The following is a 21,381-nucleotide window of genomic DNA, read 5'->3' as shown; positions in this document are numbered from 1 at the left end:
TGAACAAGCTATTTTTGAACATGCGAAAATTAAAAACAGATGAACTTGGCCGTGTAGGTATTGATGCCTTTAAAAAGCAGGAAAAACTACCCCTTGTTGTAATTCTTGATAATGTACGAAGTATGCATAATATCGGTTCGATCTTTCGTACTTCAGATGGTTTCGCCATTGAAAAGATTTATTTGTGCGGAATTACTGCTCAACCACCGCATCGAGATATTGAAAAAACAGCACTTGGAGCTACTCAATCAATGGAATGGGCGTATTCAGCAAACGTTTGTGATACAATAAATGAGTTAAAATTGGAGGGATACACCATCATTGCCATAGAACAGGCAGAAAACAGCATCATGCTGAATAATTATATTCCAGATAATTCTATGAAATATGCACTTATTTTTGGCAATGAAGTAAATGGTGTAAGCAATGAAGCCATGAATTTGATTGATACCTGCATAGAGATTCCACAATTTGGCACTAAGCATTCTTTTAATATTGTGGTATCGGCCGGAATTGTGCTTTGGGACTTTTTTGCTAAATTGAAGCTAAACAGTTGATATATACTGGTGTTAAAAAATAATGATAACAGAAAGAATTCAAAATCAGGATATTGATCTTTTAAATGAACTTCAACCTCCTGGTTGGGAAGATATCAGGCCCTATTTTTATTATTATATTTCCTCTCCATCATGCGATCCTATTAAAATATCTGTCGATAATAAAATTGCGGCAGTTGGTACAACCATTAGGCATCCTGATACTGCTTGGCTTGCTCATGTAATTGTTCATCCTGATTTTAGGAATAATGGACTCGGACTAGCATTGACTGAGGCTCTTATAAACCGATTAGATTCAGAAAAGATAAAAACTGTTTACCTGGATGCTACAGATATGGGATATCCTGTTTACAAAAAAATTGGTTTTGAAGTTGAAGCCGAATACATACATCTCGATGGTGATCTTATCAATCAAAATCTTAACAATCCAGCAGCTGTTATCCCTTTTCAAGAAAAATTTCGTGATGCAATTTTACAGCTCGATAAACAAACCTCAGGCGAGAACCGTGGTTTAATTTTGCATGATCATTTTAAATCATCGCTCATCTATTTAAAAGATGGGATTGTTTGCGGAGTTTATTTCCCTCATTTTTTTGAAAAGGCCATTATTGCAAATGATCCTGAAGCAGGCACAGAGCTTATGAAATTGAGAATGCGCGTGAATAATAAGTTCAGGTTTCCGATTGAGAATCAAAGTGGTATATATTTTTTGCAACAGAATAATTATCAAAAAACGAGAACTTCTAGGAAGATGATCTTAGGTATAAAGCGAGAGTATTCTGGTGAATATAATTACAATAGAATAAGCGGTGGAATCGGATAAAAAACACCCTGCCTTTGTCTATTCTGGATTAAAGCAGGGTGCCAATAATTAGTATAAATTATAAATTCACATATTCATTGATACGATCTTTGCTTGGCAAATTGGTTCGACCCATCAAAAACTCATCTGCTTTACGTGCAGCTTCCCTACCTTCAGAAATAGCCCAAACTACTAATGATTGACCACGTCTCATATCACCTGCTGCAAAAACTTTTTGAATATTAGTTTGGTATTGACCTTCAACTGCTTTAACGTTCCCTCTGGCATCAAGTTCAAGGCCTGAATTTTGAACAAGCCCCTCATACTGCGGATGCAGGAAACCCATAGCTAATAATATCAACTGGCAAGGAATTTCTCGTTCTGAACCTTCTACTTCGTTGAACTTTACCGGACGTCCTAAAGAATCAAGTTCCCAACTTACATCAGAAACAAGAATTGCCCTTAATTCACCTTTATTATCCCCCAAAAACTCTTTGGTATTGATACCCCAGAACCGTTCACATCCTTCTTCATGCGAGCTTGTTGTTTTTAGAATCATTGGATAGGTTGGCCATGGCATATTCTCGTTGCGTTGTGCCGGTGGCTGTACCATTAGCTCAAACTGTTTCACTGAATTTGCATGTTGCCTATTCGAGGTTCCAACACAATCAGATCCCGTGTCACCACCACCGATTACCACTACATCCTTGCCTGTAGCAAGAATACGCTCACCAGGTATTGCAGCATTACTTACATTTTTATTCTGTTGCTTTAAGAAGTCCATTGCAAAATGAATCCCTTTAAAATCACGGCCTGGAATAGTTAAATTACGAGGAATAGTAGATCCCGTAGCCATAATTACAGCGTCATGTTTGTTAATAAAGGATTTCATATCATCTTTGACACCAATTTCAGTATTACATATAAACTTGATGCCTTCCTGCTCCATTACCTCCAAACGACGATCAATCACTGATTTTTCAAGTTTAAAATCAGGAATTCCATAACGCAATAAACCTCCCGGACGATCATCTCGTTCATAAACAATTACCGTATGACCAGCTTTGTTCATTTGTGCTGCTGCAGCTAATCCTGCAGGGCCTGAACCTATGATAGCTACGTTCTTACCCGACCTTGAAATGGGTGCATTCGGCTTCACAAAACCTTTAGAAAACGCAATTTCAATAATATGTCTTTCAATTTCCTCAATAGCTACTGCGGGTTTATTGATTCCAAGAACGCAGGCAGCCTCGCAAGGTGCCGGACAAATACGACCTGTAAATTCAGGGAAATTATTAGTAGAAGAAAGAATAAGATAGGCTTCTTCCCATTTACCCTGATAAACTGCATCATTAAACTCAGGAATAACATTGCCAAGCGGACAGCCTGAATGACAAAAAGGAATTCCGCAATTCATGCATCTGGCTGCTTGCTCATTTAATTTTTCAGGCTCATATTCCTGAACAAATTCATTGTAATTTTCTAATCGCTCTGCAGGGGCAATTTTATTAGGAAGCTCCCTGTCATACTCTTTAAATCCTGTAACTTTTCCCATTATCCTGCTTATTGTTGTAATTGTTGTTGCTGTAAAACCTTTTTGTATTCTGAAGGAAACACTTTTATAAATGATGCAGAAGCATTTTTCCAATCATCAATAATATATTTAGCTACCTGGCTTTGGGTAAGCTTGAAGTGTTTTTTGAGCAAAATCAAGATCTCTTCTTCATCTTTTGGAGTAAGTGGATCCAATTCCACCATTTCGGTATTACAATTACTCAAAAATGAGTTATCGGTATCATAAACCCAGGCAATACCTCCACTCATTCCAGCAGCAAAGTTCCGTCCTGTTTTACCCAGTATTAGGGCTCTTCCTCCAGTCATGTATTCGCAGCCATGATCACCGACTCCTTCAACTACTGCAATTGCACCTGAATTTCTAACTGCAAAACGCTCTCCTGCTTGACCTCTGACAAATAATTCACCCGAAGTTGCGCCATAAAGTGCCACATTACCGATAATGATATTATCCTGTGATAAAACCTTACTCTTTACAGAAGGATAAATAGCCAATTGAGCACCTGAAAGACCCTTACCAACATAATCATTAGCCTCACCCGTCAATTCAAAGGAAATACCCTTAGTACAGAAGGCGCCAAAACTCTGACCTGCAGAACCCGTAAATTTATAATTTATCGTATTTTGAGGTAAGCCTGCAGACTGATATTTCTTAGTAATCTCATTAGATAGCAATGTACCAGTAGTTCGATCTGTATTTTTTATATCAAAATCTGCAAATACAGGTTCTTTTGTATCTATGGCATTTTGAGCCTGTTCCAATAGTTTCCAATCCAGTATATGATCTAAATTATGATCCTGATTTTCACTATTATAGAGGGTCATACCCGATGGATTATCCATAGCGTATAAAATAGATGAAAGATCAATATTTTTAACTTTCCAATGATCTACATCATCACGCATTTTAAGAAACTGGACCCTTCCAACCATATCATTAATGGTTCTGAATCCTAGTTCAGCCATGATCTCACGTAATTCTTCGGCAATGAATCTGAATAGATTAACGATGTGTTCGGGCTTACCAGAAAATAATTTCCTTAACTCTGGATCCTGAGTTGCAACACCAACAGGACAAGTATTTAGATGACATTTACGCATCATGATGCAACCACCAGCAACCAGAGCTGCAGTAGCAACACCCCATTCTTCTGCACCCAAAAGGGTAGCAATGGCAATATCTTTACCAGTTTTTAATTGTCCGTCGGTTTGAAGTACAACCCGGCTTCTTAATTTATTCTTAACTAAAGTTTGCTGAGCCTCGGCAAGTCCAAGTTCCCAAGGCAAACCAGCATGCTTGATAGATGTTAATGGAGAAGCTCCTGTTCCACCATCATAGCCGGCTATAAGAATTACATCAGCATGTGCTTTGGCCACACCAGCTGCAATTGTTCCTACACCTGCTTTAGATACCAGTTTTACGCTTATTCTAGCTGCACGATTGGCATTTTTTAAGTCAAAAATCAGCTGAGCAAGATCTTCAATTGAATAAATATCATGATGTGGTGGAGGTGAGATTAATCCTACACCTGGAGTTGCATGACGAACTTTAGCGATCCATTCATCCACTTTATCTCCTGGTAATTGACCACCTTCGCCAGGTTTAGCACCCTGAGCCATTTTTATCTGTAATTCATCTGCGTTGGTCAGGTAGTTAGCGGTTACGCCAAACCGACCAGATGCAATCTGCTTAATTGCTGAACGCATTGAACCTCCATCTGCCAAAGTCTCATATCTCAATTCATCCTCTCCACCTTCGCCCGTATTACTTTTTGCGCCAATACTATTCATTGCAATTGCAAGAGTGCTGTGCGCTTCATGTGATATTGATCCGAATGACATCGCACCGGTTGCAAATCGCTTAAGGATAGTTTCTACAGGTTCAACTTCATCAAGAGGAACCGGCTGACGGTGATGTGCAAAGTCAAGTAAACCACGAATAGTATATAAGGAATCAGTTTGCTTATTAATATGCTGTGCATATTTCTTATACACTTCGTAATTATTGGTTCTGGTTGAATTCTGCAATAAATGAATAGTTTCCGGATTAAAAAGATGAGCCTCACCCTTTCTTTTCCATTGATATACACCACCCTCTGGTAGCAATTTGGCTTCTACGCCTGTGCGTCTAAAACCCTGGTAATGTTTGCGCAATGCTTCTTCAGCTAGATCGTCAAGCCCCATACCACTGATACGTGAAACGGCTCCTGTGAAATAGTTTTCAATTACATCCTGATTCAATCCAATGATCTCAAAAATCTGAGCTCCATGGTAAGACTGAAGTGTAGATATTCCCATTTTAGAAAATATCTTTAAAAGCCCATCGTTAATAGATTTAGTATAGTTTTTATATAAATCCTTCAAATCTAATTGAGTATCTAGCTTCTCATCAGTTTTTAGTTTACGGATAGTTGCACGTGCAAGATATGGGTTAACAGCAGTTGCACCGAAAGCAATAAGGCATGCAAAATGGTGAACTTCCCAAACATCACCTGCTTCAACCATGATTCCTACGGCACCACGAAGACCTTTTTTGATCAGGTGATGATGTACCGCTGAAACAGCAAGCAATGAAGGAATCGGTGCATGCTCAGAGTCAATTGCACGATCTGAAAGAATCAATACCTCAAAACCATCATGAACGGCATCTTCAGCATATCTACATAATCGTTCTAAACCTCTTTGCAAAGAACCTGATTGTCCGTCAGCTTTAAAATAAGTTTGCAATGTTTTGGCCTGAAAAGATCCGGTATCAATACTTCTAATCTTTTCGAGCTCCGTATTGCTTAATACAGGGTGAGGTAAAGCCACACAATGACAGTGCATTTCATCTTCATCAAGCATATTACCATTATTCCCCATAAATCCGGCAAGACTCATGACCAATCGCTCTCGTATTGGGTCAATTGGCGGATTAGTTACCTGTGCAAACAACTGCTTAAAGTAATTTGCAAGGTGTTGAGGCCGGTCAGAAAAAACTGCCAATGGAGTATCAGTACCCATAGAACCAATTGCTTCCTTGCCAGTAAGTGCCATCGGCATAATTAGGGTTTCAATATCCTCTCGGGAGTAACCAAATACCTGTTGATACTTAAACGTTGATTCATTAGATAATAGTGTAAAGGCAACTCTAGGCTCATCAAGATCTTCTAGTTTGATTTTATAAGTATCAAGCCAAGTACCATAAGGCTGCTGAGAAGTAATTTCCTTCTTTATTTCATCATCTTCAATAATTTCACCTTTAACAGTATCTACAACTAACATTTTGCCTGGCTGTAAACGACCTTTCTTAATTACTTTTGACTCATCTACAGGTAAAACACCTGCTTCTGAAGCAACAATGATCTGATCATCACTGGTAATCACAAAACGCTGTGGACGAAGCCCGTTACGGTCAAGTGTAGCACCAATTAAGTGACCATCAGTAAATGCAATGGCTGCTGGTCCATCCCATGGTTCAATTAATGTTGCATGGTATTCATAAAATGCCTTTGTAGCAGGATCCATTTGCTCGTTGCCATCCCATGCTTCAGGGATAAGCATCATCATAACGTGGGGCAATGAACGTCCGCAATGAAAAAGTAATTCAATCACATTGTCAAGACAGGCAGAATCTGATTGATTATTATCAATAACTGGCAAAAGCATATCCATCTCATCTTTAGAGAAAAATGGAGATGCAAAAGAGCGAATACCAGAGTAAAACCAGTTCAAATTACCCTTTAGCGTATTTATTTCGCCATTATGGGCAATAAACCTGAAGGGTTGTGCAAGACGCCAAGATGGAAAAGTATTGGTAGAAAAACGTGAATGGATCATACCAAAAGCAGAAGTCAATTTAGCCTCATTCAAATCAGGAAAATAGATTCGAACCTGACTACTGGTAAACTCTCCTTTGTAAATGATGACATTTTGGGATAATGAAACAATATAAAATTGCTGCTCTGCCCCTATTACAGTTTCTCTTATTAATTTAGTTAAATAGTTTTTTAGTACATATAATTTTCGCTCAAAATCTTCAGCACTATGAATATTTGTAGGTTTAGCTATAAAAACCTGCTCGATATCCGGCTCAGAAGAAAAAGCAGCTTCACCGATAATACCCATATTAACTGGAACCTTACGGTATCCCAGTATTGTTAATCCTAGCTTTTCTGCCGCCTTGCCAATTGCCTTGCGGCAAGCCTCCTTAATTGTTGACTTTTTTGGCAGAAATATCATTCCTACGCCGTAACTACCAGCTTTATCGAGATTGATATTAAGCTTTTGAGCTTCTTGTTTAAAAAAATCATGAGGGATCTGAATTAATATCCCTGCCCCATCACCTGAATCCGGATCACAACCGCATGCGCCGCGGTGTTCCATGTTTTCTAAAATAGTAAGGGCATCACTCACTATTTGATGTGATTTCTTTCCCTTAATATTTGCAATAAAACCAACTCCACAGGCATCGTGCTCCATTGAAGAGTTGTATAAACCTTGTGTTTGGCTGTCAGTATTTGTCATCAAAAAATTAAAATTTATAAGCTCACTAAAATAACAAAAAGCGATATCATTACTTAATTTACAATGATTTTTATCATTCAATCAAAAAATATCATTTTACATTAACAAAATTAGAATATTTGTAATTTATTGCAAGAATTGTTGCCATAATGCTATTTCATGCATCATGTTTATGCCTTAAGGTCAATAATTCCTTTTTTTTTTTACTTTTGTGACGGGCAAGTCTTTTACGACCAGCTCCCTTTGAACTCCCCCAGGGTGGGAACGCAGCAAGGGTAGAAGGTTGTAGCGGTGCGATAAAAGGTGCTTGCCCATTTTTTTTCTTTAATTTGTCGATTAGATAATTTGTCGATTTGTCAATGACTACAAAAATCCCTCTTCAGGATAATATTATAGTAGAAAAGACATTTCAATTTTCCGTTAAGATTCTTAAATTTTCACCAACCTTACAGGATCTAAAACAGTTTGTTTTAGCAAATCAATTATTGCGATCGGGAATGTCGATTGGTGCAAATACCAGAGAGGCTCAGAGTGCAGAAAGCAAAGCCGATTTTATACATAAATTTAAGATAGCGGCAAAGGAAGCCGATGAAACAGAATATTGGCTTTTATTGGCAAATGAAATAGTAAAAGATCGGCTTATTCAATAATTATTAGATGATTTAAAGATCATTCAAAAAATAATAACAAAAATAATTGCCACAACAAAGAACCAAGTAGCAAATAAACAAGTTGACAAATCAATAAATTTATAAATTTAACCTGAAGTTTAGGAAATGAAATAATCATGATTGGTATTCGGAATCCAATTGATAAATTAACAAATAGACAAATTAACAAATTAGAAAAATGAAATTTTTCATAGACACCGCAAACCTTGCCCAGATCAAAGAAGCCCAGGCACTCGGTATTTTAGATGGAGTAACCACCAATCCTAGCCTGATGGCAAAAGAAGGCATCACCGGACACCAAAATGTAATCAATCATTATAAAGCTATCTGTGCTTTGGTTGATGGTGATGTGAGTGCAGAAGTTATTGCCACCGACTTTGAAAATATGGTAAAAGAGGGCGAAATACTAGCTGCTCTAGACCCAAAAATAGTAGTAAAAGTTCCGATGATTACTGAAGGAATAAAAGCAATAAAATACTTTAGTTCTAAGGGTATTAAAACCAATTGCACCCTGGTATTTTCTTCAGGGCAAGCACTTCTAGCTGCTAAAGTTGGTGCAACTTATGTTTCTCCATTTATTGGTCGTTTAGATGATGTTTCAACTGATGGCTTAACCTTGATAGAAGATATTCGGCTTATCTATGATAATTATGGATTCGAAACACAGATACTTGCTGCTTCAGTTCGTCATCCAATGCATATTATCAACTGTGCTAAAATAGGCGCTGATGTAATTACAGGACCTTTATCTGCCATGATCGCCCTTTCAAAACACCCATTGACCGACAGCGGATTGGCTCAGTTTTTGGCTGACCACGCTAAGGCTGCAGGGAAGTAAGGGGAAAGGGGAAAGTAATAAGTAATAAGTTATAAGTAATAAGTTATAAGTTATAAGTAATAAGTAATAAGTTATAAGGATAAAGCTAAAAGCCTGATTTAGCTTCATTTCATATGAGCACTTCAGACAACTGATAACAGATAACAGACAACTGATAACTGATAACAGATAAAAGGTGAAAGTAATAAGTTATAAGTAATAAGGATAAAGCTAAAAGCCTAAAGCTAAAAGCTGAAAGGGGAAAGCCTAAAGCTGAAAGCTGAAAGGGGTTTAACTATGTTCATCATGTTAAACCTTTGTATTCTGTAGCTATAGAGGTAATTACAGTTACTAGTAAAGACTCGGTACCAGTTTGTCAAAATTGTCAGGCAATGCTAAACAGAAAAAAGAGTATATAGATTACTTAAGAACTGACCCAAGTAACTACTAAATAGTATTGAGTAGTGAGTAGTGAGTATTGAGATAATTTAGCTTCATTTCTTAGCACCACCTCAGGTCTAAGATCTCAGACCTCCTACCTCAGACCTCATACTTCAGACTTCAGACCTCATACTTCAGACAACTGATAACTGATAACAGATAACAGACAACCAATAACAGTTTTAAATAATTAAACTCAATACATCCCCAATCGGCTGGTCGCTATCAATCAAAATACCGGTTACTCCGGCAGCTTGGCCTGCTATAACATCTCGTTCACGGTCGCCAATAAAATAAGATTGGGAAGCATCGATTTTAAAACGGGCAATTGCTTTTTCAAGCATCAATGATCCCGGCTTACGACATAAACATTTGCCATTAAACTCGGGATGATGATTACAGTAATATACCTCAGAAATAAACACTCCATGTTCAGCATAGGTGCTTTTTAAATGAGCATGCATTTGATCAAGAACTTCTACTGAATACCAACCCTTAGCAAGACCGCCCTGATTTGTAATCACAATCAATAGGTACCCCCTATCCTGCAAATCCTTTAAAACTGCAAAATTATGTTCAAGTACTTTAAAATCATCAAAACGACACACATAATCGCCCAATTCCTTATTTAATACCCCATCCCTATCCAGAAAAACAGCTTTTTCCATACTAATAATCAAGTTTCCCAGCTTTTATTAATTATTTCTACAATTTCAAATATCAGTAAAAGAAGTATCTTTAACTCGTTAAAATCTAATCAAATTCAATATGTCTGAAACAAGTACAAAAAAAGAGTTTAAACCCTATGTACCATCCAGTAGTTCTGTTGCTGAATTTACCATTAAATCAGTTCTTTTAGGAGCCATTTTCGGGGTTATATTTGGCGCAGCAACCGTTTATCTGGCATTGAAAGCTGGACTAACCGTTTCGGCTTCAATCCCAATTGCTGTGCTTGCCATTTCAATTGGTAGAAAATTTTTTAAAACAACCATTCTTGAGAACAACATTATACAAACCACTGGTTCAGCCGGAGAATCTATTGCTGCCGGAGTTGTTTTCACCTTACCTGGTTTTCTTTTTTTATCAGCCGGAAGTAACAGTGAATCATTCTTCTCGTATTGGCCAATCTTTTTTCTTGCTGCTTTAGGCGGAATTTTAGGCACATTAATGATGATCCCATTACGAAAATCATTGATTGTTGATGAACATGAAAGTTTGCCTTACCCAGAAGGTACAGCCTGTGCTTCTGTCTTAATAGCTGGAGAAAAAGGCGGTGATTTTGCAAAAACAGCGTATTACGGACTTGCTTTTGCTTTTGGTTATGCCATTCTGCAAAAGGTATTTCATTTAATAGCTGAAGCACCTACTTGGGCAACAAAGCAAACGAACAGATTCTTTCCATCAGCTACAATTAATGGAGAGATCACTCCTGAATACCTAGGTGTTGGCTATATCATTGGGCCTAAAATAGCAGGAGTTCTTGTTGCAGGTGGGGTACTTGCCTGGTTAGGACTTATTCCATTATTAGCCACTCTTGTTCCAGCCGAAACCATTGCCTATCAATTAGTTAAACTAGGTTATCTGAATAACGTCTACGCTCCCGGAGGCCCTGGAAATTACGATCCATTGAATATGGTGTTTGAAAATACTGCCATTGCTATCTATCAGGCCTATGTAAAACAGATCGGCGCGGGCGCGGTTGCTGCGGGTGGATTTATTACTTTATTAAAAACTATTCCTACGATCATATCTTCGTTTAAATCAAGTTTGTCTTCCATGAATAAAAGCAAATCTGAATTAAAAGTGATCAATCGGACCGATAATGATCTGTCTTTCAGAATTGTAATCTTTGGTAGCTTGGCTTTGGTATTACTTATGGCAATTTTACCTCAAATTCCTGGTGATTCAATCTTAAATAAATTACTTATCGGAGTTTTAGTGATCATTTTCGGATTTTTCTTTGTTACCGTTTCAAGTCGTATTGTAGGTTTGATTGGAACATCATCAAATCCAGTATCAGGAATGACTATTGCCACGCTAATGGGTACCTGCTTAATTTTTATCAGTATTGGATGGACAGGCCTTAGCTATGAGCCCATGGCATTGGTAGTTGGAAGTATGATTTGTATTGCAGCGGCAAATGCTGGAGCCACATCACAAGATCTTAAAACAGGTTATATTGTGGGTGCAACTCCCAAATATCAGCAGCTTGCCTTATTTGTAGGCGCTATTGTATCTGCTGTAGTAATCGGTGTCACCTTATCAATACTTGACAGGCCTACCACAGAAATGGCTGCACAGGGAATAAAACATGCCATTGGAACCGATACCTATCCTGCTCCACAAGGAACCTTAATGGCTACATTGATCAAAGGATTATTATCATTCAACCTTGACTGGCAATTTGTGCTTGTTGGTGTGTTTTTAGCCATAACCGTTGAATTATGTGGTGTAAAATCACTTTCATTTGCTGTTGGCGCTTATTTACCACTATCAACTACGCTTCCCATCTTTGCAGGTGGGGCAATTAAAGGTTTGGTAGATATGAGATCCAAGAAAAAGGGAATTAAAGAAGAAGATGATGAACTTGGGCAAGGAAATCTTTTTGCTACCGGTTTAGTTGCTGGCGGAGCCCTAATGGGCGTTATTTATGCCTTTTTGATGGCTTTTAAAACCACGGCTATTCCCGTTGGAAAGCTAAATATGGAAGAGCATTTAAGCGCCATGCTTGGTTCTGGCGGATACCAAATCATGGGATTTGTATTCTTTGTAATTATGGGACTTTCATTGTATAAAATAGCTACGAGAAACAAAAAATAATACCTATTCAAAATTTGGAATGTTTTTTTTTTTAAATTTGATATTTTGAAATTCTATTTTATTTATGAAAAGAACACTACTAGTACTAATCATACTTTTTTTAACTCAACAAAGTTTTGGACAAGGTTGCGTAGCTGTGAGGCACTTTGGCACCTGCTCAGCTAATTTGAGTCATAATACCTTTGGGAAAGGTGATATTCAGGCTGGAATGAATTATCGTTATTTTAAATCATTCAGGCATTTTAGAGGAACTCATGAAGAGCCAGATCGAATTACCAGTGGAACAGAGGTAATCAACCATTCCAATAACTGGGAATATTCTGTTAGTTACTGGTTATCAGGAAAAACAAATCTGGCAATTGGAATCCCAACTCAGATTAATGCCCGCTCCTCTTTGTATGAGCACGGAAGAACAGAGAGGCACCATTCATTTTCAAGAGGATTAGGAGATATCCGATTTGGCATTCAGCAATGGCTGCTTGAACCGGGTATAAAGCCTTGGAATATTCAAGTTGGATCATCGCTAAAGCTACCTACAGGTAATTATAACGCTTCAGATATTTTTTACAACGTAGGTGTAAATGGCAATCCTGAAGTGCGGCCCGTAGATCAATCTATTCAATTAGGAGATGGAGGCCTTGGGCTTATCGTAGAAACTCAAATGTATTTAAAACTAAATGAAAAGTTTTATCTCACAACGGGTGCTTTCTATTTAGTAAACCCAAGAGAAACAAATGGTACCAGAACGTTCAGAGAAAAACTAAATGTACTGCTTAAAAACGAGGCAATTACATCTGTTCCTGATCAATTTTCATCTAGGATTGCCATGAATTATTCACCAAATGCAATTTCAAATATTTCAATTGGTGGGCGTTATGAAGGTGTTCCCGTGCATGATTTAATAGGCGGAAGTGCTGGTTTTAGGCGTCCCGGTAATATTGTATCGCTTGAACCTGTTTATTCTTATATGAAGAACAATTTGACATTGAATTTTGGCCTTCCCATTGCTGTTCGAAGAAACCGTCCTCAAAGCTATACAGATTTGGAATATTCAAGAACTACAGGAGTATTCAGGAATGGTGATGCAGCTTTTGCTGATTATGCTATCAATTTGGGTATACAGTATACTTTTAAAGCAAAGCAAAAAACAAAAACCGCACCTCAGTTTGTGATTCCACAGAATTAAGCATAATCAAAAAATATAAAGCGCTTAATTAGAAAAATATAATTCAATAAAAAAGGCTCAGTTTTATTGACTGAGCCTTTTTCTATTTCAGATATCAAGAACAGAGAAATCAACTACAGAGTTAATTCATTAAAGCTAAATTAAATCAGTTGTTTTTCTGAAACAGCTAATCATTTATAACTGACTCACGCCACCTGAGACAATAAATTTCATGGCCTCACTTGCACTCATTTTCAATGGTTTTACGCGATCAGTATTCACAAGGCATAACTGCCCAGCAAAAGAATACGATAAAGGAAAGTAAACTGCTACATCACCAGGATAACCAATTTTAGATAGATCTTTTTGGGTCAGAAAACCTATTTTCTTTAATCCAGTTTCATTAACCTCTACAACTACAGGTTCACTAAACTTTTTGTCATCGCCAACAAATGCCTCAGTAAGATCCTTAAAAGAGGTATAAATTACATTAAAAACCGGCAATCTATTAAACCAGCGGCCAACCCATTTCTTGATAGGGGCTGTTACAAAGTTTGTAACTATAATACCTACAACAATTAGCAGTAGGATGACAGTAAGAATTCCAAGCCCGGGAATATATATAGGCTTACCTGCTTGATCAACCCAGAACACATTGCTTAAATTAAGTGCAGAATCAACCTTTGAAACTGCCCAATAAATAAAAAACAAGGCGGCAGCAACAGGTAATATAACCAATGCACCTCTTACCAGGTAGTTAAATAATGCTTTAACAATTCTATTCATAATAATATATTCGTTTTACTCGCTGCGAAATACCAGTCAAAACTTCGTATGGGATGGTGTTCAGCTGCGAGGCAATATCTTCAACACGGATAACATCATTAAATACAATAACCTCATCTCCTTCTTCTACGTTTATACCGGTAATATCAATCATGCACATATCCATACAAATTTTACCAATGGTTGGAACTATTTTACCTTTTACAAGCATTTTACCCTTTCCATTTCCCATCATTCGACTATAACCATCGGCATATCCTATTTTGACAGTAGCTATGGTACCGCCATCTGGCATTTTTCCTTCACGGCTATAACCAACCGTATCGCCAGCAGGTATCTTTTTAATCTGCGAAATACTGGTTTTCAGCGAAGTTACGGTTTGTAATGGAGAATTATTGCCGAATGAAGAATCAATACCATATAATCCAATACCCAGGCGCACCATATCGAATCGCGCATGCGGCCACCGATGAATAGCTGATGAATTTGCCAGATGAAGTATAAATGAATAACCTAGTACTTCTCTAATCTTATCGGATAGTTTGATAAAAAGATCTATTTGATAGGATGTATAATCATCATGCTCAGGATTTTCGCTGGCAACTAAATGAGAGAATACGCTTTGAACATGCATCAGTTTATTCAAATTTATAACTGATAACAATTCATCAAGCTCTTCAGGCAAAAAGCCCAATCTATGCATGCCTGTATCCAGTTTTATATGTACAGGATAATTTTTTAGATTTTTACTCTTTAAAACTGCTTCAAACTCTCTTAAAACACGAAGAGAATAAATTTCAGGTTCTAATTCATGTTTAATAATAGTTTCAAAAGCCATCACATCTGGACTCATAACCATTATGGGAAGACTTGTTCCAGCTTTCCTTAACAAAACACCCTCATCGGCATAAGCCACGGCCAGATAATCTACCTTATTAAACTCTAATAAATTTGCAATTTCAAAACTCCCGCTACCGTATGAAAAAGCCTTTACCATAGCCATTATCTTAGTATCTGTGCCAATTTCAGATTTGTAGTAATTAAGATTATGTTCTAAGGCATTCAAATTGATCTCAAGAACTGTTTCATGAACTTTTTGTGTTAAAAGCTGACTGATATTTTCAAATCCAAATGCCCTGGCACCCTTTAACAAGATGGTTTCATTCTGGAATTTTAACGTGTGAAATTGGTCAAGGAGCTCTGCAGTTGATTTGAAAAGTTCCACCTCGCAAGTAAACATTGATGCATATTTGCTGATTTTTTCGCCAACAGCAATCAATCGATTCACTGATTTATTTGCAAGAAGATGACTTACTTTTTCATAAACAAGCTCAGAATCAAGACCTGGAATATCAGAAAGAATTAATGTTCTGCGCGGATGCTGATTTTGCTGCTTTAAAAAATCTAAAGCAATTGCAAGCGAAGAAAAGTCAAGGCTATAGGAATCGTCAATTACAGAGCAATTGTTTATACCATTTTTTAATTCAAGCCTCATCCCAATTGGAGTAAGCTTTTCAAGCCTTAAGGCAGCTTCTTCGATTTTATAACCCATTGCCAACAAGGTTGACCAACAAATGACAGCATTCTCAATAGATGCCTGATCTTTGAAGGGTATAACTGCTTTTACCTTTTCTCCTAAATATAGTGCGTGTAAAATCTGAAAATTAGTGCCTAATGCCTCAATTCTGCAGATTTCAAGATCTGCATTTTCATTGAAGCTCCAGGTAAATTTAGTTTTACCAGGCAATTTTCCTGGATATTCACTCAGGTATTTTTTTGAGTAAATAAAAAGATCTATATGCTCGAATAGCTTTAACTTCTCGTGAATTTTTTCTTCAACAGATTTAAAACCAGTTTGATGTGCCTCGCCAACATTGGTTAAAATGCCAATAGTAGGTTTAATAACATGAGCCAAATTTTCCATTTCACCTGCTCTAGAAATTCCTGCTTCAAAAACTGCAAAATCATTCAGCTCATTCATTTCCCATACAGAAACAGGAACACCAATCTGTGAATTAAAGCTTTTGGGACTACGGACAATGTTTTTTTCAGACGATAGAAGTTGAAAAAGCCATTCTTTAACAATCGTTTTACCATTACTTCCGGTAATTCCGATTACAGGGTAATCAAACTTAGTACGATGAGCGGCAGATAATTCTTGTAAAGCAATCAATGAGTCAAAAACCAAGTAAAAATTAGCATCTGTAAACTGATCAATTGAAAAATCAGGATCTGAGATCACAAAATTCCTAACTCCCTGACTATAAACCTCTGATATAAAACTATGGCCATCTCTGCGGGCCTTCAAAGCAAAAAACAACGCCTTTGCTGGATCAATCAACTTTCTACTATCTGTCAACAATGTTCTGATAACAGATCCCTTATCTCTGATAAAAGCTCTGGCATGCAAAATCTTTGTCAACTCTTGAACGTTATAAGAAAGATGATTCATGAAGTAAATTTGAATAAATTTAAAGGAATCCTGTCAAATATTTACGATATTTCAATACTTTGAAAAATGAACAATCAATTCCGAAGATATTTAGCCGAGAGCAGGCTAAAGTAAAGGCAGAAAGTTATTGTGCCTATCAGGAAAGATCACAGTTTGAAATTCGTAACAAACTTTATGAATGGGGTTTGCATCAAAAAGATGTTGAAGAGATCATATCAGAACTGATAGAACTAAATTTTTTGAATGAAGAACGATTTGCTCTAGCTTATTCACTTGGAAAATTCAGAATTAAAGGCTGGGGTAAAAATAAGATCAGGCAAGGTTTAAAACTGAAGCGAATCACGGATAAGTTGATCATAAAATCGCTGAAATCTATAGAGGATGATGATTATCTGATGATGTTAAAGAAAATTTTGCAAAAAAAAACAAATACTATTTCCGAAAAGGATCCTTATAAGAAAAGATATCTTTTAACTCGCTATGCATCAAGCAAGGGATATGAGTCAGACTTAATCGCAGACTTACTGATTAACAATAAGTTAGACTAATTGTTATAAAAAAAATAAAAAATACTTGTCAGAATAGCTTTTCTACATATATTTGCACTCACCAAAATGCGAAAGTAGCTCAGTTGGTAGAGCACGACCTTGCCAAGGTCGGGGTCGCGAGTTCGAATCTCGTCTTTCGCTCCAATAAGAAACTCCCTCCTCACAGAGGGAATTTTTGTTTGAAATAGTAAATAACCATCTGCTCGGATGGTGGAACTGGTAGACACGCAGGACTTAAAATCCTGTGACCCTTAAAGGTCGTGCGGGTTCGATTCCCGCTCCGAGTACAATAAGCCCAATATGAAAGTATTGGGCTTTTGTTTTTTTTATAGGTTTTTGAATCCCTTTTATTGCGATTATTGTAGTTTGTCCCGATAGCTATCGAGACCCTCTCCGAGTACAAGTAACCGCTCTTATTTAAATCTAAGGCGGTTTTGTTTTTTATACATTTTTGAATTCTATTGTAAATACGTATCTTTGATTTATAAATACGTATCATGACAACCAAGTTAACATTGACTGTAGAAAAGACAATAATAGAAAGGGCAAAATCATATGCAAAGAAAACGGGAAGGAGCCTGTCTGAATTGATTGAGAACTATCTTGAAACAATAACTGAAGAAGATAGTAATTCGGACATGTCTCCCAAACTTAAAAAGTTAGTTGGGTCGGTTCAATTACCTGCAGACTTTGACTACGATAAAGAATTACGTTCGGCCATTGAAAAGAAACACCTACTATGATCAGAGTTTTTCTTGACACTAATATTTTGGTCGATTTGATAGCAGACAGGAAGCCATTCAGTAAACATGCAATTGAAATTTTTAAAAGTGCTGAGGAGCACAAAATGCAACTTTATACTTCCTCACATTCAATCGCAACTGCGCATTACCTTCTAAAAAAATATGTGGACGAAAAGGAACTACGAAATATCCTGTCCAATCTACTGGAATTTCTTGATGTGATTCCTGTCGACCTCGATGTGTTAAAAAAAGGGTTACGCTCCATTCATAAAGATTTTGAAGACGCCATACAAATTCTTTGTGCTTCTTCAATCACTGGAATTGATTTCATCGTGACCAGAAATACAAAGGATTTTAAAACAAGTGAAATTGCAGTTTTAACTCCAGATGAAATGTGTTTAAAATTATAGTTCAGCCACCCCCCTTTCATAAGTAAATAATTTCTTTTCTGTTGCTGATATCCTTAAACTGCGGGGATTATCCTGGAAAGATAGATGCAGACTAATTCTCAATTTTAATAGACAGACTAATTATTTTTACTTTAAATTTATAAAATACACAAGATTCTTTGTCAGACAAATCTGACTATATTAGAATAGATTATGATGATTTTGTCAGGGGTATAAATAATTTAGTGGCAACCCTAAAGAAATACTTGCAACTTTTAAGTTATATTAATAATGAAAGAAAGCGAAGAAATAATACAAGCACTTTTGAAATTCAGAAATGAAAGAGATTGGGAGCAATTTCACAATCCAAAAGATTTGGCTTTGGCTATTAGCATTGAATCTTCTGAACTTTTGGAATTATTTCTTTGGAAGAAAGCAGAGGATGCAAATACTGATAAAGTAAAAGAAGAACTTGCTGATATTTTCACATTTGCCTTTTTACTTGCTGAAAAATATGGATTTGATGTTAAGGAAATTGTTTTGGACAAAATTAAAACAAATGGAGAGAAATATCCTGTAGACAAAGCAAAAGGAACATCAAAGAAATACGATGAACTATAACCAAGATTTTGAAATAAACAAAATTACGTTCAATAATAATGGTTTGAATTCTATTCAATCACAATATTTTGTAAGCGAAAATTGGCCTGTAGTATATATTTTAAATAACAATGGCGTAAGTCAAGCCTATGTTGGTGAAACCATTGATACTAATTCTCGAATTTTCACACATTTACAAACACCAAGCAAAAGCCATTTACAAGATGCTCATTTAATTTCCAGTAGAAAATTCAACAAATCGGTAACATTAGATATTGAATCGAATTTAATAAAATATCTACATGCTGATGGCAAATACAAATTATTAAATGGCAATTTAGGACTGGTAAATCACTCTTATTATCAAAGAGATGAGTTTTATTGGGATATGTTTAAAAATATTTGGAATGGACTTATTAGTAAAGGAATTGCTCAGCATAGTTTAGAACATATCTCAAATAGCGACTTATTCAAATATTCGCCTTATAAGACTTTATCTACTGATCAAAGAAAAAATTTAATGCTAATTATTGATGCACTTCTTTCTGAAAATAAAAAATCAGTATTGGTAGAAGGCGGTGCAGGCACAGGCAAAACTATACTCGCTATTTTTCTTTTTAAATTAATGCTAACTTCTGATGAAGATTTTAATTATAGAGAATTCGGTGAAGACGAAAAAGAATTTGTAGATAAAGTAAAACAATTAAAGATAAAATTTCCAAATCCTAAAATGGGTTTGGTTATAGCAATGGGTTCTTTTCGAAAAACTATTAAAAAGGTTTTTCGAAACATTAATGGCTTAAATTCTAATCTTGTTATTGGCCCTTCAGATTTGGAATATGAATCATATGATATTCTATTTGTGGACGAATCTCATCGTTTGAGAAAAAGAGTTAATCTTGGCCCGTACTTCGCAATTTATGACAGGGTTTGTAACGCACTAAAACTAGACAAACTAAACACTTCGGAATTAGCTTGGACTCAATTAAGGTCAAATAAAGTATTATATTTTTACGATGCTAAACAGTCTATAAAACCTTCTGATGTTGATGCTGTTGATTTTGAAAACTTAAAAAATTCTTCTAACTCTATAAACGTCAAATTACATTCGCAGTTCAGAGTAAAAGGAGGCAATGGATTTGTTGATTTTGTAAATAATTTATTAGACAATACTTTTAAGAATAAAGAGTTCAAATACAACGATACCAATTATGACTTGCAACTTTTTGAGAATTTTTCTGATTTTGTGAATGAACTTAGAGAAAAGAACCATAAACATCAGCTTTCAAGATTCATTGCTGGCTATGCTTGGCCATGGATAAGTAAGAATGACCCTGATGCATATGATATTGAAATAGAAAACATTAAACTAAAATGGAACTCAACTGCAATTGATTATATCAATTCTGATATTGATGCACAAGAGGTAGGTTGTATTCACACCACTCAAGGTTACGACCTCAATTATGCGGCAATAATTTTTGGACCCGAAATAATATACAATCCAATATCAAAAGAAATAGAGATAGTCAAGGAAAATTATAAAGACAGAAACGGAACTGCAACAATAAAAGATAACGCAATACTGAAGGATTATGTAGTAAATATTTACAAAACTATTATGCTCAGAGGCATACTAGGCTGCTATATTTATGTATGTGACGAAAATTTGCGAAATTATTTTAAAAAGCATATTTGTTTATTTGAGGAAAATAAAAAACCAAAAGTTGAGATAGCTGAGTTAAAAGAAATTAAACTGATTCCATTTGAAAATAGTGTACCATTATATTCATTGAAAGTTGCAGCAGGTGCTTTGAGATTAAATGAAGAATTTCCAAGTCAACAATTTATTTTGGTTCCGGAAGGCGTTAGAATTACAAAAGACCATTTTGCATGTAAAATAATAGGTAACTCTATGAGTAAAATAGTGCAAGATGGTGAGATAGGATTGTTTAAATGGTATGAAGGAGGCAGTAGAAATGGTTTAATGGTAATTGCAGAATGTATAAATCTTCAAGATTCTGATTATAGTTCTTGTTATACTTTTAAAGAATATTATAGTCAGAAAGTTGTCACTGAAGAAGGGTGGCATCATGAAAAAATTATACTCAAACCAAAATCACATGACCCCTCCTATCAAGATATAATAATAGATCCTGAATCAATATATGAAAGACCAATTGAGGTAATAGGTATATTTGAAAGAGTTATTGAATAAAAATAAATTTTCGACTATATATTAGTCCATTTACAAGCCACACAAGCCAAAGCTTTTAAAAGAGTTGCCTTTCCAACAGCACAGACAAATCGTCACAGCAGACAAACAAACCACAACAGACAAGAACGACAGCCTATAAAAGCACCTACCCAAAATTCCCACCTTCAATGGTAAAATCAACCTTTACGCTTCCTATCAAATGTACCTCGTGCCTAAAATTATCCCAACCCATCTCTTAAACATTAACTATTATTCACAAATTAAAAACCAAAACAAAATTTATAATATTTA

Annotated in this window: 16 protein-coding genes, 2 tRNA genes and 1 other RNA gene; 14 read left to right on the top strand and 5 right to left on the bottom strand. The window is 36.1% G+C overall.

All coding sequences use genetic code 11. From position 1 onward, the window contains the following. Positions 1 to 20 precede the first annotated feature (20 nt). Both ACIQZ6_RS03915 and ACIQZ6_RS03910 read left to right on the top strand, forming a co-directional pair. Positions 21 to 557, top strand: a complete 537-nt coding sequence (locus ACIQZ6_RS03915) for an RNA methyltransferase (protein WP_395808399.1) — start codon at positions 21 to 23, stop codon at positions 555 to 557. A 22-nt stretch (positions 558 to 579) separates the two neighbouring features. Next, complete coding sequence (locus tag ACIQZ6_RS03910) at positions 580 to 1,380, top strand: GNAT family N-acetyltransferase (protein ID WP_395808397.1); 801 nt, start codon at positions 580 to 582, stop codon at positions 1,378 to 1,380. Between the two features lie 58 nt (positions 1,381 to 1,438). On the opposite strand, the gene ACIQZ6_RS03905 is transcribed toward ACIQZ6_RS03910, so the two are convergent. Together ACIQZ6_RS03905 and gltB are read right to left on the bottom strand one after the other, a co-directional pair. Next, the gene (locus ACIQZ6_RS03905) at positions 1,439 to 2,914 is read right to left on the bottom strand and encodes a glutamate synthase subunit beta (RefSeq protein WP_395808395.1); all 1,476 of its coding nucleotides are present in this window, start codon (positions 2,912 to 2,914) and stop codon (positions 1,439 to 1,441) included. Between the two features lie 8 nt (positions 2,915 to 2,922). Further along, positions 2,923 to 7,440, bottom strand: a complete 4,518-nt coding sequence (gltB, locus tag ACIQZ6_RS03900) for a glutamate synthase large subunit (RefSeq protein WP_395808393.1) — start codon at positions 7,438 to 7,440, stop codon at positions 2,923 to 2,925. Positions 7,441 to 7,656: 216 nt separating this feature from the next. Between gltB and ffs the strand changes: the two genes are divergently transcribed. From ffs to fsa, 3 genes are all read left to right on the top strand, one after another. Then, positions 7,657 to 7,756: signal recognition particle sRNA small type (gene ffs, locus ACIQZ6_RS03895), an RNA gene on the top strand. 43 nt (positions 7,757 to 7,799) lie between these two features. Further along, positions 7,800 to 8,090, top strand: coding sequence for a four helix bundle protein (locus tag ACIQZ6_RS03890; protein ID WP_395808391.1), 291 nt, complete (start codon positions 7,800 to 7,802; stop codon positions 8,088 to 8,090). Positions 8,091 to 8,289: 199 nt separating this feature from the next. Continuing rightward, entirely contained in the window at positions 8,290 to 8,949 is a 660-nt protein-coding gene (fsa, locus tag ACIQZ6_RS03885) for a fructose-6-phosphate aldolase (RefSeq protein WP_395808389.1), read from the top strand. Positions 8,950 to 9,551: 602 nt separating this feature from the next. Here the strand turns inward: fsa and ACIQZ6_RS03880 are convergent. Beyond that, positions 9,552 to 10,037 carry a D-glycero-alpha-D-manno-heptose-1,7-bisphosphate 7-phosphatase gene (locus tag ACIQZ6_RS03880; protein WP_395808388.1) on the bottom strand — a complete coding sequence of 162 codons (486 nt, stop codon included), beginning with the start codon at positions 10,035 to 10,037 and terminating at the stop codon, positions 9,552 to 9,554. Positions 10,038 to 10,137: 100 nt separating this feature from the next. On the opposite strand from ACIQZ6_RS03880, the gene ACIQZ6_RS03875 reads away from it, so the two are divergent. Both ACIQZ6_RS03875 and ACIQZ6_RS03870 read left to right on the top strand, forming a co-directional pair. Beyond that, the gene (locus tag ACIQZ6_RS03875) at positions 10,138 to 12,189 is read left to right on the top strand and encodes an OPT family oligopeptide transporter (RefSeq protein ID WP_395808386.1); all 2,052 of its coding nucleotides are present in this window, start codon (positions 10,138 to 10,140) and stop codon (positions 12,187 to 12,189) included. Positions 12,190 to 12,253: 64 nt separating this feature from the next. Further along, the gene (locus tag ACIQZ6_RS03870) at positions 12,254 to 13,375 is read left to right on the top strand and encodes a hypothetical protein (protein WP_395808384.1); all 1,122 of its coding nucleotides are present in this window, start codon (positions 12,254 to 12,256) and stop codon (positions 13,373 to 13,375) included. A 174-nt stretch (positions 13,376 to 13,549) separates the two neighbouring features. Here ACIQZ6_RS03870 and ACIQZ6_RS03865 read toward each other — a convergent pair whose 3' ends face one another. Next, positions 13,550 to 14,140, bottom strand: coding sequence for a DUF502 domain-containing protein (locus ACIQZ6_RS03865; protein ID WP_395808382.1), 591 nt, complete (start codon positions 14,138 to 14,140; stop codon positions 13,550 to 13,552). Beyond that, positions 14,133 to 16,592, bottom strand: a complete 2,460-nt coding sequence (locus ACIQZ6_RS03860; RefSeq protein WP_395808380.1) for a bifunctional UDP-N-acetylmuramoyl-tripeptide:D-alanyl-D-alanine ligase/alanine racemase — start codon at positions 16,590 to 16,592, stop codon at positions 14,133 to 14,135. Before ACIQZ6_RS03860 ends, ACIQZ6_RS03865 begins: the two co-directional genes overlap by 8 nt. 59 nt (positions 16,593 to 16,651) lie before the next feature. On the opposite strand from ACIQZ6_RS03860, the gene ACIQZ6_RS03855 reads away from it, so the two are divergent. The 7 genes from ACIQZ6_RS03855 to ACIQZ6_RS03825 all read left to right on the top strand — a co-directional run bounded on the left by ACIQZ6_RS03855 (position 16,652) and on the right by ACIQZ6_RS03825 (position 21,090). Beyond that, the gene (locus ACIQZ6_RS03855; RefSeq protein ID WP_395808378.1) at positions 16,652 to 17,140 is read left to right on the top strand and encodes a regulatory protein RecX; all 489 of its coding nucleotides are present in this window, start codon (positions 16,652 to 16,654) and stop codon (positions 17,138 to 17,140) included. Between the two features lie 68 nt (positions 17,141 to 17,208). After that, a tRNA-Gly gene (locus ACIQZ6_RS03850) sits at positions 17,209 to 17,284 on the top strand. A 57-nt stretch (positions 17,285 to 17,341) separates the two neighbouring features. After that, positions 17,342 to 17,427, top strand: a tRNA-Leu gene (locus tag ACIQZ6_RS03845). 210 nt (positions 17,428 to 17,637) lie between these two features. Next, positions 17,638 to 17,883, top strand: a complete 246-nt coding sequence (locus tag ACIQZ6_RS03840; RefSeq protein WP_395808377.1) for a DUF6364 family protein — start codon at positions 17,638 to 17,640, stop codon at positions 17,881 to 17,883. Continuing rightward, the gene (locus tag ACIQZ6_RS03835) at positions 17,880 to 18,293 is read left to right on the top strand and encodes a type II toxin-antitoxin system VapC family toxin (RefSeq protein WP_395808375.1); all 414 of its coding nucleotides are present in this window, start codon (positions 17,880 to 17,882) and stop codon (positions 18,291 to 18,293) included. The genes ACIQZ6_RS03840 and ACIQZ6_RS03835 overlap by 4 nt, the downstream gene beginning before the upstream one ends. A 270-nt stretch (positions 18,294 to 18,563) precedes the next feature. Continuing rightward, complete coding sequence (locus ACIQZ6_RS03830; protein WP_395808373.1) at positions 18,564 to 18,893, top strand: nucleotide pyrophosphohydrolase; 330 nt, start codon at positions 18,564 to 18,566, stop codon at positions 18,891 to 18,893. After that, positions 18,883 to 21,090: a DNA/RNA helicase domain-containing protein gene (locus ACIQZ6_RS03825; RefSeq protein ID WP_395808371.1), complete on the top strand. Its 2,208-nt coding sequence runs from the start codon at positions 18,883 to 18,885 to the stop codon at positions 21,088 to 21,090. The genes ACIQZ6_RS03830 and ACIQZ6_RS03825 overlap by 11 nt, the downstream gene beginning before the upstream one ends. The last annotated feature ends 291 nt before the right edge of the window (positions 21,091 to 21,381 follow it).

This window comes from Daejeonella sp. (assembly GCF_044348475.1).
Taxonomy (GTDB): Bacteria; Bacteroidota; Bacteroidia; order Sphingobacteriales; family Sphingobacteriaceae; genus Daejeonella.
Note: the sequence above shows the minus strand (reverse complement) of the source record. Positions and strands in the feature narration are given on the sequence as shown.

Bases quoted from the DNA above. Each gene is read 5' to 3' on its own strand.
- ACIQZ6_RS03870 (WP_395808384.1), top strand. From the start codon at position 12,254: ATGAAAAGAACACTACTAGTACTAATCATACTTTTTTTAACTCAACAA.
- ACIQZ6_RS03915 (WP_395808399.1), top strand. From the start codon at position 21: ATGCGAAAATTAAAAACAGATGAACTTGGCCGTGTAGGTATTGATGCC.
- ACIQZ6_RS03890 (WP_395808391.1), top strand. From the start codon at position 7,800: ATGACTACAAAAATCCCTCTTCAGGATAATATTATAGTAGAAAAGACA.
- ACIQZ6_RS03835 (WP_395808375.1), top strand. From the start codon at position 17,880: ATGATCAGAGTTTTTCTTGACACTAATATTTTGGTCGATTTGATAGCA.
- fsa (WP_395808389.1), top strand. From the start codon at position 8,290: ATGAAATTTTTCATAGACACCGCAAACCTTGCCCAGATCAAAGAAGCC.
- ACIQZ6_RS03910 (WP_395808397.1), top strand. From the start codon at position 580: ATGATAACAGAAAGAATTCAAAATCAGGATATTGATCTTTTAAATGAA.
- ACIQZ6_RS03840 (WP_395808377.1), top strand. From the start codon at position 17,638: ATGACAACCAAGTTAACATTGACTGTAGAAAAGACAATAATAGAAAGG.
- ACIQZ6_RS03865 (WP_395808382.1), bottom strand. From the start codon at position 14,140: ATGAATAGAATTGTTAAAGCATTATTTAACTACCTGGTAAGAGGTGCA.
- ACIQZ6_RS03880 (WP_395808388.1), bottom strand. From the start codon at position 10,037: ATGGAAAAAGCTGTTTTTCTGGATAGGGATGGGGTATTAAATAAGGAA.
- ACIQZ6_RS03825 (WP_395808371.1), top strand. From the start codon at position 18,883: ATGAACTATAACCAAGATTTTGAAATAAACAAAATTACGTTCAATAAT.
- ACIQZ6_RS03860 (WP_395808380.1), bottom strand. From the start codon at position 16,592: ATGAATCATCTTTCTTATAACGTTCAAGAGTTGACAAAGATTTTGCAT.
- ACIQZ6_RS03905 (WP_395808395.1), bottom strand. From the start codon at position 2,914: ATGGGAAAAGTTACAGGATTTAAAGAGTATGACAGGGAGCTTCCTAAT.
- ACIQZ6_RS03830 (WP_395808373.1), top strand. From the start codon at position 18,564: ATGAAAGAAAGCGAAGAAATAATACAAGCACTTTTGAAATTCAGAAAT.
- gltB (WP_395808393.1), bottom strand. From the start codon at position 7,440: ATGACAAATACTGACAGCCAAACACAAGGTTTATACAACTCTTCAATG.
- ACIQZ6_RS03875 (WP_395808386.1), top strand. From the start codon at position 10,138: ATGTCTGAAACAAGTACAAAAAAAGAGTTTAAACCCTATGTACCATCC.